General features: G+C 33.3%; 10 protein-coding genes. 9 read left to right on the top strand and 1 reads right to left on the bottom strand.

Features of this window, described 5'->3' with window-relative positions; all coding sequences use genetic code 11:
* The first annotated feature begins 78 nt into the window (after positions 1-78).
* The 8 genes from HNQ90_RS08015 (at position 79) to HNQ90_RS07980 (ending at position 11,143) form a co-directional block, all read left to right on the top strand.
* Entirely contained in the window at positions 79-2,910 is a 2,832-nt protein-coding gene (locus HNQ90_RS08015; protein WP_144116040.1) for a gluzincin family metallopeptidase, read from the top strand.
* Positions 2,911-3,080: 170 nt separating this feature from the next.
* Positions 3,081-5,492 (top strand): alpha-ketoacid dehydrogenase subunit alpha/beta, encoded by a 2,412-nt coding sequence (locus HNQ90_RS08010; RefSeq protein ID WP_144116041.1) that lies wholly within the window; start codon positions 3,081-3,083, stop codon positions 5,490-5,492.
* 308 nt (positions 5,493-5,800) lie between these two features.
* Positions 5,801-6,271 carry a hypothetical protein gene (locus HNQ90_RS08005; RefSeq protein WP_144116042.1) on the top strand — a complete coding sequence of 157 codons (471 nt, stop codon included), beginning with the start codon at positions 5,801-5,803 and terminating at the stop codon, positions 6,269-6,271.
* A gap of 211 nt (positions 6,272-6,482) precedes the next feature.
* On the top strand, positions 6,483-7,256 hold the full coding sequence (locus HNQ90_RS08000; RefSeq protein WP_144116043.1) for a trypsin-like peptidase domain-containing protein: 774 nt from the start codon (positions 6,483-6,485) through the stop codon (positions 7,254-7,256).
* A gap of 341 nt (positions 7,257-7,597) precedes the next feature.
* The gene (gene pheT / locus HNQ90_RS07995; protein WP_144116044.1) at positions 7,598-10,024 is read left to right on the top strand and encodes a phenylalanine--tRNA ligase subunit beta; all 2,427 of its coding nucleotides are present in this window, start codon (positions 7,598-7,600) and stop codon (positions 10,022-10,024) included.
* 140 nt (positions 10,025-10,164) lie between these two features.
* Positions 10,165-10,404 carry a putative signal transducing protein gene (locus tag HNQ90_RS07990; RefSeq protein WP_144116045.1) on the top strand — a complete coding sequence of 80 codons (240 nt, stop codon included), beginning with the start codon at positions 10,165-10,167 and terminating at the stop codon, positions 10,402-10,404.
* A 126-nt stretch (positions 10,405-10,530) separates the two neighbouring features.
* Positions 10,531-10,764, top strand: coding sequence for a DUF2007 domain-containing protein (locus HNQ90_RS07985; RefSeq protein ID WP_144116046.1), 234 nt, complete (start codon positions 10,531-10,533; stop codon positions 10,762-10,764).
* A 142-nt stretch (positions 10,765-10,906) separates the two neighbouring features.
* Positions 10,907-11,143, top strand: a complete 237-nt coding sequence (locus HNQ90_RS07980) for a DUF2007 domain-containing protein (RefSeq protein ID WP_144116047.1) — start codon at positions 10,907-10,909, stop codon at positions 11,141-11,143.
* Between the two features lie 289 nt (positions 11,144-11,432).
* Here the strand turns inward: HNQ90_RS07980 and HNQ90_RS07975 are convergent, their stop codons facing one another.
* Entirely contained in the window at positions 11,433-13,058 is a 1,626-nt protein-coding gene (locus HNQ90_RS07975; protein ID WP_144116048.1) for an ABC-F family ATP-binding cassette domain-containing protein, read from the bottom strand.
* Positions 13,059-13,234: 176 nt separating this feature from the next.
* Between HNQ90_RS07975 and HNQ90_RS07970 the strand changes: the two genes are divergently transcribed.
* Complete coding sequence (locus tag HNQ90_RS07970; RefSeq protein WP_144116049.1) at positions 13,235-14,656, top strand: TlpA family protein disulfide reductase; 1,422 nt, start codon at positions 13,235-13,237, stop codon at positions 14,654-14,656.
* Positions 14,657-14,781 lie beyond the last annotated feature (125 nt).

Here is a 14,781-nt window from a genome sequence, read left to right as displayed (position 1 = left end):
GTCAAGTTTTAAGCCATCCTATTTTTGCTATCTTGCAGCGCCATATATAAATCTATTAACCTAAAATGTTTTATAAATTTGAAAATTAGATTTTTTAATTGTTTTATTTTACTGTGTTTCTCTCTTAGCGGTTTTGCTCAAAACAAAACGGATGTTAAGGCTATTTTCGATATAGAAAACAAACAAATAAAAATATCGCAGTCCATTCAATATAAAAACACCACCAATGTCGAATTAGACACCATCTACCTTAACGATTGGAACAATAGTTATTCAACAAAAAAAACACCGTTAGCTATTCGTATTGCAGACGAGTATAACAACAATTTTCATCTTGCTAAAAATGAAGATCGAGGCTTCTCTGTTATTACTTCAATGAAACAAAATGGCGAAGATGTAGAGTTTAAACAGCTTAAAAATCAAATTGACATTCTTAAGGTTGCTCTTAAAGAACCTCTAAAACCAAATGGTACCTACAACTTAAATTTAGAATACTTAGTAAAAATCCCAAATGCTAAATTTACCGATTATGGTATAACCGATACTGGCGATATCAATCTAAGATATTGGTATATTACTCCAGCTGTTTTTAATGGAGAATGGCAATACTACAGTAATAAAAACTTAGACGATTTGTACATACCAATTTCAGATGTTAATCTAGAAATTGAGTATCCTAATGGCTACGCATTAACTTCAGATTTAGATATAAGTAACACACAGCAACTACCTAAAAAACAAATCATTAACCTAGAAGGATCTAACAGAAACAACAACAGATTGTTTTTAACTAAAGGTTCAGATTTTAAAACGTTACAGGACGGCGAATTATCTATAATTTCCAACATTCACGACGAGGAAGTTGATATTGTAGAAAAGGTTTTAATCAACGAAAAAGTAAAAACATTTCTGTTTGAAATCTTCGGACAATATCCTCATAAAAAACTTTTACTTTCTCAAATTGATTATGACAAAGATCCCATTTACGGCTTAAATTTTCTGCCTAGTTTTATAAAAACATATCCTAATCATTTTCAATACGAGTTAAAATATTTAAAAATCGCATTACATAATTATTTAGAAAACACCTTACTATTAAATCCAAGAAAGGAACAATGGTTAATTGATGGTATTCAAATTTATTATCTAATGAATTATGTGGAAAGACACTACCCTAACATGAAATTTCTGGGTAGTATTGCTAATTTTTGGGGCGTAAGATCGTTTCATGCTTCCGATATGAGTTTTAACGATAAATACGTGTTATCGTATATGCTAATGGCTAGAACAAATCGAGACCAACCATTAACCATGGCAAAAGATTCCTTATTAAAATTCAACAAAAATATAGCCAATAAATACAAAGCTGGTGTAGGACTTAAATATCTAGACGATTTTGTAAATCAAGATATTGTAGAGCATAGTATTGAAACTTTTGTTAAAGAAAATAAACTTAAACAAACCACAGTAAAGGATTTTGAAACTTATATAAAATCGAAAACCAAAAAAGACATCAATTGGTTTTTTGATGACTATGTAAATAGCAGAAAAAAAATAGATTTCAAAATTAGTAAATTAAAAAAGACCGAAGATTCTATTACCTTAACCATTAAAAACAAAGGTAATAACAGTATGCCTATCTCATTATATAGCTTGTATAACGATAGCATAATTTCTAAACGATGGGTAGAAAACATAAAAGGTAGCAAAACCATTACCATACCAAGAGAAGAAGCCAATAAAATGGTTTTAAACTACGACAATACTATACCGGAGTTTAATTTAAGAGACAACTGGAAATCTTTAAAAGGCTTCTTTTTTAACAATAAACCTTTACAGTTTAGGTTATTTCAAGATATTGAAGACCCGTATTACAATCAAGTATTTTTTATGCCTATTGTAGAGTACAACAATATTTATGATGGTTTTACCGCCGGTGCTAAAATTTATAACAAAACCGTTTTAAGAAAACTATTTAATTACAAAATTGCACCTCGATATTCTTTTAAATCTAGATCGTTAACTGGTGCAGCTTCTGTTTTTAAAACCCATTATATTCAAAACAAAAATTTATATACCATACATTACGGTATCGCTACAGGATACAGTTCATTTGGAGAAGATTTATTTGTTAGGCAAATTACCCCATCCGTACAGTTTCTTTTTAGAGAAAACAGTGATTTTAGATCTAATAAACGTCGCGCTTTAAGCTTGAGGCACGTTAACATTCACAGAGATCAAGATTTAACTAATCCTGATGCTTCCAACGAGCCTAACTACAGTGTTTTTAATATTAGGTACGTGCATTCAAATGACAACCTTATTAATTTTAGTAAGTGGAATACCGATTTTCAAGTTGCAGATAAATTCAGTAAAGTATCTTTCAATTATGAGTTTAGACGCCTTTTTGAAAGCAACCGACAATTAAATATTAGAGCATTTGCAGGCGCATTCCTTTCAAACAATAGCAATTTAAGCTCTAATTATTTCAGTTTTGCATTAGATCGTCCAACCGATTATCTTTTTGATTACAACTATTTAGGACGTTCTGAAGATACTGGTATTTTTAGTCAGCAATACATCGAAGCCGAAGGTGGATTTAAATCTAAACTAGAAACTCCATTCGCTAATCAATGGATAACAACGTTAAATGCTAGTACGACACTCTGGAACTATATTCTTGCTTATGGCGATATAGGCTTGGTTAAAAACAAATTCAACTCCGCTAAGTTTGTTTACGACTCTGGTATTCGTATTAATTTAGTTACCGATTACTTTGAGGTTTACCTACCAGTTTATTCAAATTTAGGTTGGGAAATGGGTCAACCACGCTACGATCAAAAAATACGTATTAAGTTTACAGCAGATCCACAAGCCTTACTTGGCCTGTTTAGAAGACGATGGTTTTAAATCGTTTTAATTATTGAATAATCAATAAAATGCTTTTATTAATCAATAATTAGCAATACAAAAGTAATTAAGCATTACATCTTTAAAAATTTATCATTATTTTAACAAGGCAATTAATTGCAAAAAAGGTCTATTTTGACTACTTTCGCAAAACTAAAAAGCATGAACCTATGCAACCCGCAACCAACTTGGAAAACAATTTATCTTTCGATGATTTTAAAGCAGAAGTAATAAACGACTATCGCACTGCTATGATTAGTCGCGAATGCAGTTTAGTTGGCCGAAGGGAGGTTTTAACAGGAAAAGCTAAATTTGGTATTTTTGGCGATGGTAAAGAAATACCGCAACTTGCCATGGCTAAGGCGTTTCAAAAAGGCGATTGGCGTTCTGGTTATTATAGAGATCAAACCTTTATGATGGCTATTGGCGAGTTAACACCAGAGCAATTTTTTGCAGGTTTATACGCCAATACTAATATCGAGCTAGAACCTATGTCTGCTGGCCGCCAAATGGGTGGACACTTTGTTACCCACAGTCTTAATAATAACGGTAGCTGGAAAGACTTAACAAAACAATATAATTCTAGTGCCGACATCTCTCCTACTGCAGGGCAAATGCCGCGTTTATTAGGATTAGCACAAGCTTCAAAAATATTCAGACATGTTAAAGGCATAGACGCCTCAAAATTTTCTGAAAACGGAAACGAAGTCGCTTGGGGAACCATTGGTAACGCAAGTACAAGTGAAGGTTTATTTTTCGAAACCATAAATGCTGCAGGCGTTTTACAAGTGCCTATGGTAATTAGTGTTTGGGACGATGATTACGGTATATCTGTACATGCCAAATACCAAACCACCAAAGAAAACATTTCGGAAATTCTAAAAGGATTCCAAAGAGATAAAGATAGCAATGGCTACGAAATACTTCGTGTAAAAGGTTGGGATTATGCCAACTTAATAGAAACCTATCAAGAAGCATCTGCCATAGCTAGAGAAGAGCATGTACCTGTTTTAATACACGTACAGGAATTAACACAACCGCAAGGGCATTCCACTTCGGGTTCTCATGAGCGTTACAAAAATGCCGAACGCTTAGAGTGGGAAGCAAAAAACGATTGTAATGTTAAATTCCGCGAATGGATTCTAGAAAGCGGTATCGCTACAAACGAGGTGCTTGTAGAAATTGAAAGAGCAGCAAAACGAGATGTTCGAGAAGCCAAAAAGAACGCGTGGAACACCTTTTTAAGACCCATAAAAAAGGAACAACAAGAATTACTTTCAATATTAAAACAAGTTGCAGCAAATAGTGTTAACGGCGTATTTATAACTAAACTAAAAGAAAGTCTAGCAAATATTAACGAGCCAACACGAAAAGACATCTTATCGCATGCTCGTAAAGCATTACGCTTTACCGTAGAAGAAACGTTTCCAGAAAAGAAAACGCTTCGTAATTGGATAGATTCTATTTTCGAGCAAGTACAACCTAAATTCAGTTCGCATTTATATTCCGAAACGCAAGGTAGAAACACGCGCATAAAAGAAATTAAAGCCACATATAACGACGATGCCGAACAAGTAGATGGCAGAATTATTCTTCGCGATAATTTCGACGCCATTTTTGGTAGCCATCCCGAAGCTTTAGTTTTTGGAGAAGATACCGGTAACATTGGCGATGTAAACCAAGGATTAGAAGGCTTACAAGAAAAATACGGCGAACTTCGAGTAGCCGATTCTGGAATTCGGGAAGCCACCATTATAGGTCAAGGTATAGGTATGGCGCTACGTGGCTTACGTCCAATAGCCGAAATTCAATACCTCGATTACATTTTATACGCCCTACAAATAATTAGCGACGATTTAGCCACCGTACATTACCGTACAAAAGGCAAGCAAAAAGCGCCGTTAATAATAAGAACCCGCGGGCACCGTCTAGAAGGTATCTGGCATTCTGGTTCGCAAATGGGCGGTATACTTAGTTTAGTAAAAGGAGTCAATTTATTGGTGCCTAGAAACATGACTAAAGCAGCCGGTTTTTACAACACCCTATTGCTAGGCGACGATCCTGCTATTGTGGTAGAATGTTTAAATGGCTACAGACTTAAAGAAAAAATGCCAAACAACTTAGGCACACTTAAAACCCCTATTGGCGTTGTCGAAACCGTAAAAGAAGGTACAGATATCACCCTAGTATCCTACGGTTCCACATTACGTATTGTAGAGCAAACAGCAAAAGATTTATTGGCTATAGGTATCGATGCCGAAGTTATCGATGTGCAATCCCTAATGCCTTTCGATTTAAACCACGACATCGTAAAAAGTATCGCAAAAACAAATCGCGTGGTTATTATAGACGAAGATGTTCCTGGAGGCGCATCGGCCTATATTTTAGATAAAATTCTAAACGAGCAAAACGCATTTCAATATCTGGACAGTTCGCCAAAAACCATTACAGCCAAGTCACACAGGCCAGCTTATGGTAACGATGGCGATTACTTCTCAAAACCATCAGCAGAAGATATCTACGAAGCTATTTACAGCGTTATGCACGAGCTAAACCCAAGCGATTTCCCTAAACTTAGGTAACACGTTATTAAAAATAATTGGGGCGCTACCACAGGGGTCGGGCTATACTTTACAAGTCCTCGCACCTCCTACGTCGGGCTGTGGGCTTTCCAATGCTATCCCTAGCGCAGTTATCCGCTAACTTAAGTACACAACAATTATTTATTTAACACCCGCAAACCATTGTACTTACAATCCTTTTTTTATATTTATAACATCAGGGAAAAAGACCTACAAGGTTTTAAAAACCTCGTAGGTCTCTTAAACATATCACATTATTGGTATTTAACATACAAACCACTTAAGCCATAATAAATCGACTTTTATAAATGAAAGCTGTACCATTACCAGAAATAAAGAAAGAACTCAATACACTTTCACACAAAGAAACCCAAGAACTATGCTTGCGTTTAGCCCGATTTAAAAAAGAAAACAAAGAGCTCCTTACCTATTTACTCTTCGAGTCGCACAACGAAAGTGGCTACATACAAACCGTTAAAGACTATATAGACGAGGAATTCGACCTTATTAATACCAACAGCTATTTCTATATTAGAAAAAGTGCTCGTAAAATACTCCGTAACGTTAAAAAGTTTATTCGCTACTCCCAAAAAAAGGAAACCGAAGTAGAACTCCTACTCTATTTCTGCCAAAAACTTAAAGACTTTAAACCCAGCATAAAACGAAGCACACAACTACAAAACATGTACAACCGCCAAATACTTCTAGCTAAAAAAAGTATAGCTAAACTACACGAAGATTTACAGTACGATTTTAACCTGATGTTGGAGGAGTTATAGATTGTTGAAAAGTCTTTCAAAACATATAATAAAAATCTCTAGCTTATAATCATTTTCAACTAAATTTGTTTATTGTTGAATGGAAAATATAAAAACGGTTTGATATCCGTAAAAATATTATGTGTCATTCCCTCATAATATTTAATCAAGACACTAAATAAACTTAAATTTTAGAGGATTTAAAAATTGTCATTAGTCAGAATAAATAACCATGAAAAAAAATATTATTTTAATTATTCTAATTTTCCAAATAAATATTATTGAAGGACAAGAAAAAAAGACTCAATGGGATGAGATAGAAATATCTGATATGAGTGCTTTGCTTTATAAACAAAAAACGGCTTCAACTGCAAGCACAGGAACTTGTTCAATTATTGAACATAATGCTAAATTCTATTTAGTAACAGCAGCTCACGTTGCGAAACCTATGGACTCTTTAAGTCAAATTATTTTTAGAATTGAAAATGACAAACCTTATAAAGTTGATTTAAAAAGAATATCAGCAACTTCAGGTATAAATTGGGTCTTTCATAAAGAAGCAGATATGGCAATACTTGAATTAAAAATACCAAATGAAAAGTTCTTAAAAAATAGAATTGAAAACAATTCCTTCCCTTCTAGTCAAATTAATAATGGCAAAAACTTACCTTCAAGAGATTCTGACATTACATTTTTCGGTTACCCCGTGATAGATTTAGATTTAACTCATTTTTCCTCACTTTCTTTTAACTCAAAAATCTGTAGTGGTTTATTGACTCAACGTAGAGGTGATAATAAAAAAAAATCGACTTTTTTTTATTTAAACATTCCTAGTATACAAGGCTGTAGTGGTTCTGGAGTTTACTACTCTGTTAAAAGAAGCATGTTTCATGGAGGAAAAAAAACAATCTTTCTTGGAGTAATGCACGGAACATATAGCGATAACACAGGCGGCAAATTAGCAGCAATAACACCTTCATATTACCTATTTGATATTTTAAAATAAAACGACATACGACACCGTATATAAAAAATTACTATTTCGTGCTTAACCAATGTGAGTTAATTTATTTGCTAGCTTCAAATTTTCCTCACAAAACAACTATAATCAAAACTTCTCTATTTCAACACTCCAAATAGCACCTAAAAAAATCAATAAACAATCAATTACAACTTTATCCACTTGCATCTATTGGTTATCATTCTTAATGGAACAATTTCAGTTGTTTACCATCCCCAAACCGCAACAAAACCAACCCCAAATTAACATATTAACAAAATGCCATCCTTTGTTTGAATGCTGACTTCAATATTTTATCTTTGCACGCTTAAATAGGACATTGATTTATGAAGATTTCATACAACTGGTTAAAACAATTTTTAAAAACAGATTGGACACCAGAACAAACTAGCGAACTACTTACAGATTTAGGACTTGAAGTTGAAGGTATTGAAACCTATCAATCCGTAAAAGGAGGATTAGAAGGTGTTGTTGTTGGCGAGGTTTTAACTTGTGTAAAACACCCAAATGCCGACAAACTAAAAATTACCACAGTTGATGTTGGTGCAGATGCGCCTTTACAAATTGTATGTGGTGCACCTAATGTAGATGCAGGACAAAAAGTACCTGTTGCTACAATAGGTACGGTTTTATATACCGAAGAAGGCGAATCGTGGACCATTAAAAAAGGTAAAATTCGTGGCGAAGAAAGCCACGGTATGATTTGCGCTGAAGATGAATTAGGCCTAGGAAAATCGCATGACGGTATTCTAGTTTTAGATAACGATATTAAAGTGGGAACCTTAGTTGCCGATCTTTTTGATATTGAAAACGACCAAGTTTTCGAAATTGGATTAACGCCTAACCGCGCCGATGCCATGAGCCATTTAGGAACGGCTCGCGATTTAAAAGCGGGATTGGTGCAAAAAGATATTAACCTAGAATTAATTACACCTTCCATTAGTGCGTTTCATGTAGAGAACCGCACCCTAAAAATGGATATCGAAGTGGTGGATAAAGAATTAGCACCACGTTATTGTGGGGTTTCTATTTCTGGCATTAAAGTAGCCGAATCTCCTGCTTGGTTACAACACCGCTTAAAAGCTATTGGTTTAACACCTTTAAATAATATTGTAGATGCTACTAATTATGTGTTACATGATTTAGGGCAACCGTTACATGCTTTTGATGCTGCAAAAATTTCTGGAAACAAAATAGAGGTTAAAACCTTGCCTGCAGGCACTAAATTTGTGACTTTAGATGGTGTTGAACGCGAATTACACGAAGATGATTTAATGATCTGTAATGGCGATAAACCTATGTGTATTGCTGGTGTTTTTGGAGGTTTAGATTCTGGAGTTACCGAGCATACCACAAATATTTTCTTAGAAAGTGCTTATTTTAATCCTGTAAGTATTAGAAAATCTGCTAAACGTCATGGCTTAAATACCGATGCTTCTTTTAGATTTGAGCGTGGTATAGACCCAAATACGTGCGAATACGCTTTAAAACGTGCCGCATTACTTATTCAAGAAATAGCTGGAGGTGAAATTACTAGCGATATTTTAGATTTCTACCCTAAAAAAATTAAGGATTTTGAAGTGCGTTTAAGCTTTGAAAATACCGAAAAATTAATTGGAGAAGAAATACCAAAAGAAACCATAAAACAAATATTAAGCTCGTTAGACATTAAGGTAAATAATGTTACCGAAGCTGGTTTAGGATTAACGGTTCCGGCGTATAGAAACGATGTTGAAAGAGAAGCCGATGTTATTGAAGAAATTTTAAGAGTTTACGGGTATAATAATATTAAAACTACCGAAAAACTTAACGCCTCTATTTCTACAACGTCGCGTTTTGAAGATTATAAAATTCAGAATATTGTTGGAAACCAATTAGCATCGCAAGGCTTTTTTGAAATTCTTTCCAACTCGCTTACCACACCAAATTACGCGGCTTTAAGCGAGCAATTAAAGGAAGAACACAATATTACCATACTAAATCCTTTAAGTAACGACTTGTCTGTAATGAGACAATCTTTATTGTTTTCTGGGTTGGAAGCGGTTTCGTTTAACATTAATAGAAGACGTGGCGATTTAAAATTGTTCGAATTCGGGAAAACCTACCATGGTTATAATGATAAGCGTGAGGAATACAAACATTTATCAGCCTTTATAACAGGAGATAAAAACTCAGAAAACTGGACAGATACAAGTAAAAAGAGCGATTTCTTTTTAATGAAAGGTTATATAATTGCTATTTTAGAACGTTTAGGCATTTCTAGGTTTAACGAATCGCCTATTAAAAGTGATTTATTTACCGAAGGTTTAACGTTTGGTCTTGGTAAAAATGTATTGGTAGAATTTGGTTTAATTAAAAAACCTATTTTAAAGCATTTTGATATAGGGCAAGAAGTTATTTATGCCGATTTTAAATGGGATAGCATTTTAGATTTAGTTAAGCATAACAAGATTAAGTTTAAGGCCATTTCTAAATATCCTGGAGTACGTCGTGATTTCGCATTACTGCTAGACGACAGTGTTACTTTTGAGTCTATTTATAAAATAGCTAAGCAAACCGAAAAGCAATTGCTTACAGCTGTTAACTTATTTGATGTTTACCAAGGTAAAAACTTACCTAAAGGCAAAAAGAGTTACGCCGTTAGTTTCACGCTACAAGATGAAAACAAAACGCTTAACGACAAGCAAATTGATAAGATTATGAAAAAATTACAAAGTAATTTTGAAAATCAGTTAGGTGCAGAATTAAGATAATTTAGCCGCTTGTTTGTGGCTACATAACTAAATATAACAACTAATTATTATTAAAAAAACCTGTTAATTATTATTTAATTAACAGGTTTTTGCGTTAAAAATATTGTATCTTTAAGAGGTAACCTTTTAACCTTTAAGATATGTCGAACTACATAAAAGTATTTTCTGGGAATTTTATTGAAGTACAACGCATGTTTAAATTACTTGAAGAAGTAAATATTTGCGCCATTATTAAAGATGAATCTGAATCTGGAAGATTAGCAGGTTTTGGATCGTCCATTCAAGGTTTGCAAGAAATCCACGTGCATAAAGACGAACTTGAAAGAGCAAAACCTATTATTGAAAGTTCAAATTCAATTTCGGAATTAGAGCTAGATTAGTCATTTCATTACATTTTTAAACTACAGTACAAAGCCATAATCTATTGGCTATATTTTTAACGTTGACTATGCGCAATGATGTATTGTTATACCCAAAAATTTAAACACTTTGAAACACCATAAGCTATGACAGATTCAAATTATATTAAGATTTTTACCGGTGAATTAATGGAGGTTCAAAAAATTATTCTGGAACTGGAAAAACAGGATATAATCCCTGTGGTTAAGGAACAAACCGATTCTGGCTTGTTACCTATTTTTGGAATGTCCAATAGTTTACTAAAGCAAATTTATGTGCATAAAGATGAACATGAAAAAGCTACGCTTATTCTTAAAAATTTGAATTTAGAATTACCATAATATAAACAGCTAAGCACAAACTTTTTAATTATTGGATACGGCGAAGGAAGGACTTATTTTGTATTTGTAATCTTTTGGGTTTAGAACATCTAAACCATACTAATATTACGTACATGTAAAAAACCCTCTTACAGATTATACCATGTTAAACTACATTAAAGTATTTTCAGGCTATTTTATTGATATTCAACGTATTTTTAAAGAACTACAAAACTTAAATATTTCGGCTATAGTTAAAGATGAATCTGAATACGCTAGATTGGGTGGTTTAGGCTCTCCTTTTCATGGCATATTGCATATTCATGTGCATGAGGATGAACTTGAAAGGGCAAAACCTGTTTTTGAAAACTTCTTATTGGAATTAGAGTTGGAGTACTAATTAAAGCTAATCCGTTTAAATTTTTGCAACAATTAAAATGCATAGACATAAATCTTTAAATTAAGATTTATGCCTTCAGCTTCTTCTATAATTGATTATTTGTACTTTTTTTTACAGCAAAACCCTTATACAAACAGACCCATTGCCCGCCATTTAAAAACCAGTACGCAGATTAACCCGCGTTAGGGATTGAAGTGGAAAGCCCACAGCCTGACGATAGGAAGTGCGAGGACTTGTAGCGGAAAGCGCGACCCTTTATGGGTAACGCCCTAATTATTTTTGTTTTAGATTAAACTGTTACGCCATACATTTTGTTACGTAACTCCTTGATTTTTTTGTCCTGCATATACTCATCGAACGTGGTATAACGGTCTATAACGCCATTTGGCGTTAACTCCACTACTCTATTGGCAACGGTTTGTGCAAACTCGTGATCGTGAGTTGTAAATAATATGGTCCCTTTAAAATTTTTAAGTGAGTTATTAAATGCTGTAATACTCTCTAAATCTAAGTGGTTTGTTGGCTCGTCTAATTGTAAAACGTTAGCTCTCATCATCATCATTCTAGATAGCATACATCTTACTTTTTCTCCTCCAGATAATACAGACGATTTTTTAAAGGCTTCCTCGCCACTAAAAATCATTTTACCAAGGAAACCACGAATGTTTACTTCTTCGCGTTCCTCTTCGGTGGTTGCATATTGGCGTAACCAATCGATTAAAGTTAGCTCGTTATTAAAAAACTCATCATTATCTAATGGTAAATACGATTGTGTTGTAGTTACACCCCACATAAATTTACCAGAATCTGCTTGTTCTTTATTATTTAAAATTTGATAGAATGCTGTTGTTGCTCTAGAATCTCTAGAAAACACAACCACTTTATCGCCTTTAGCCAAGTTTAAATCTATATCCTTAAATAACACTTCGCCTTCAATAGAAGCACCAAGTCCTTCAATATTTAATATTTGATCTCCAGCTTCTCTTTCGCGCTCGAAAATAATAGCAGGGTAACGACGACTGGTTCTTCTAATATCGCCTATATTAAGTTTTTCGATCATTTTCTTTCTACTTGTTGCTTGCTTACTTTTTGCAACGTTAGCAGAGAAACGACGAATAAATTCTTCTAATTCTTTCTTCTTTTCTTCAGCTTTTTTATTCTGTTGTGCATGTTGTCTTGCTGCTAATTGCGAAGACTCGTACCAGAATGTATAGTTACCAGAATAGTGGTTTATTTTTCCGAAATCGATATCTGAAATATGTGTACAAACGGCATCTAAAAAGTGTCTATCGTGCGAAACGACAATTACACAGTTATCATAATTAGCTAAAAAGTTTTCTAACCAAGAAATGGTTTCGTAATCCAAATCGTTGGTAGGCTCATCCATAATTAACACATCTGGATTACCAAACAAAGCCTGTGCTAATAACACACGTACTTTTTGTTTACCATCCAAATCGGCCATTAAAGTATGGTGAAACTCTTCTTTTATACCTAAGTTAGATAACATGGCAGCTGCGTTACTATCGGCATTCCAGCCATCCATTTCTTCAAACTTAACTTGAAGCTCACCTATTTTTTCGGCATTCTCATCAGTATAATCTGCATATAAGGCATCAATTTCAGTTTTAATTTTAAATAAGGGTTTGTTACCCATTAAAATAGTTTCTAAAACCGTGCTCTCATCATATAAATTATGGTTTTGCTCTAAAACCGACATACGCTTTCCTGCTTCTAAAGAAACATGGCCCGAAGTTGGGTCTTGCTTCCCAGAGATAATCTTTAAAAATGTAGATTTTCCAGATCCATTGGCGCCAATAATTCCGTAGCAATTACCATTATTAAAAGTGGTATTTACTTCATCAAAAAGGACACGTTTACCGAACTGAACAGAAAGATTTGATACTGATAACATAAAGGACTATTTAATTTTTTGCAAAAGTAGAAAATTACATTGGTAAGACGAAACATAGTGGCCCAAATTTTAAGTAGTTATGGGACTTTTTGATTCTTAAATATTTAACAACGCATTAACAGGAGTTTATCATAACAAGCTATATTTTTGCTATTACAAATACGCTTGAGGGTTATATGAAGTTTTACTTTACTATTTTATTTATTTCAATCTCTTTATTAAGTTGTAAAAAAAACAACGAGGAATCTGCATTGAATATTGCGTACTTGGGTGGCGAGATTATTAACCCCAATACAAACTATATTGTTTTATCTAAAGACGAGACTATTATTGATACGGTTAAGTTAGATGGTAGAAACAGATTTCTTTATAAAATTGATAATTTAAACAAAGGGCTTTACACGTTTAGGCATGGTGGCGAATATCAATTAATATTGTTAGAACCCGAAGATAGTTTATTGTTTAGGCTTAATACTTTAGATTTTGATGAATCGCTTGTTTACAGTGGTAAAGGCGACAATAAAAACAATTACTTTATTAATGAATATATAGAAAACGAAAAGGAAGAAAAATATATCATTAAAATTTGCCAGCTTAACGGCGAAGATTTTCAAAAAAAGGCAGACTCTTTAAGAGACTCCAAGGCAGAACGTTTAGACCATTTTGTTGAGAAAAACGATCCGTCGGATTTATTTTTAAAAATTGCGCATGCTAATATCGATTATAAATATTACCTGAGTAAAGAGGTGTATCCTTTTGTACATGTTGGCGAAAACAAAGCAGCGCTTTTAAAATCTTTACCTAAGAATTTTTATAACTACAGAAAAGAAATTAATTACAACGATTCTTTTTTAAGTAACCACCATGGTTACAATAAATTTTTACGTTATAACTTAAGTAATTTATCGCTAAAAACGCACGATACCCACGAAAAGAATGCCTGTTTCGATAAAAAATCATTGTGTTTTAATTTAGACAGACTCAAATTAATTGATAGTTTAATTTTAAACCCAGAGGTTAAGGACGATTTACTTTACCATTTTACAATTGGTTACTTAGCTAAAAGTAAAAATATAGAACATAATAAGGAGTTATTAAAAAACTACCTAAGCATAAGTAAAAGTGAAAAAGGAAAAGAGCGCATGTTGCGTTTTACAAGCTCTGTTAACAACCTTAAAAACGGCGATAAATTACCTAATATTAAAATTTTTGGTTACGACGAGAGCGAATATAGACTTAACGCAAAAGTATATGCGCCAACGGTATTATGCTTTTGGTCTTCCAAATATTTTGACCATTTTAAGGAAAGCCATTATAAAATAAAAGAGTTAAAGGTTAAATATCCCGAGATTAATTTTATTTCCATTAGTATGGACGGGAAAAACATAGAGAAGTCTAAAAACCTTCTTAAAAGTAATGGGTTTTATAGCCCTAACGAATACCTGTTTAAAAACCCAGAAGTAGCATCGAATGTTTTAGCTATTTACCCCATGACAAAAACCATATTGGTAGATAAAAACAATAAAATTGTAAACAGCAATACCAATATGTTCTCGGTTAATTTTGAAGAACAATTACTTGGGTTAATTAATAGGTAATACATTACCCCTATTTCACCTCAATTTTAGTAATAATAATTTGAAGCTATTCCTACTATCCGCTATATCTTTTTTGTATTAAATATTTTCTACATTTAATACAGTTAAGTTTACTAAAATAATTA

The organism is Algibacter amylolyticus (assembly GCF_014202225.1).
Classification (GTDB): domain Bacteria; phylum Bacteroidota; class Bacteroidia; order Flavobacteriales; family Flavobacteriaceae; genus Algibacter_B; species Algibacter_B amylolyticus.
Note: the sequence above shows the minus strand (reverse complement) of the source record. Positions and strands in the feature narration are given on the sequence as shown.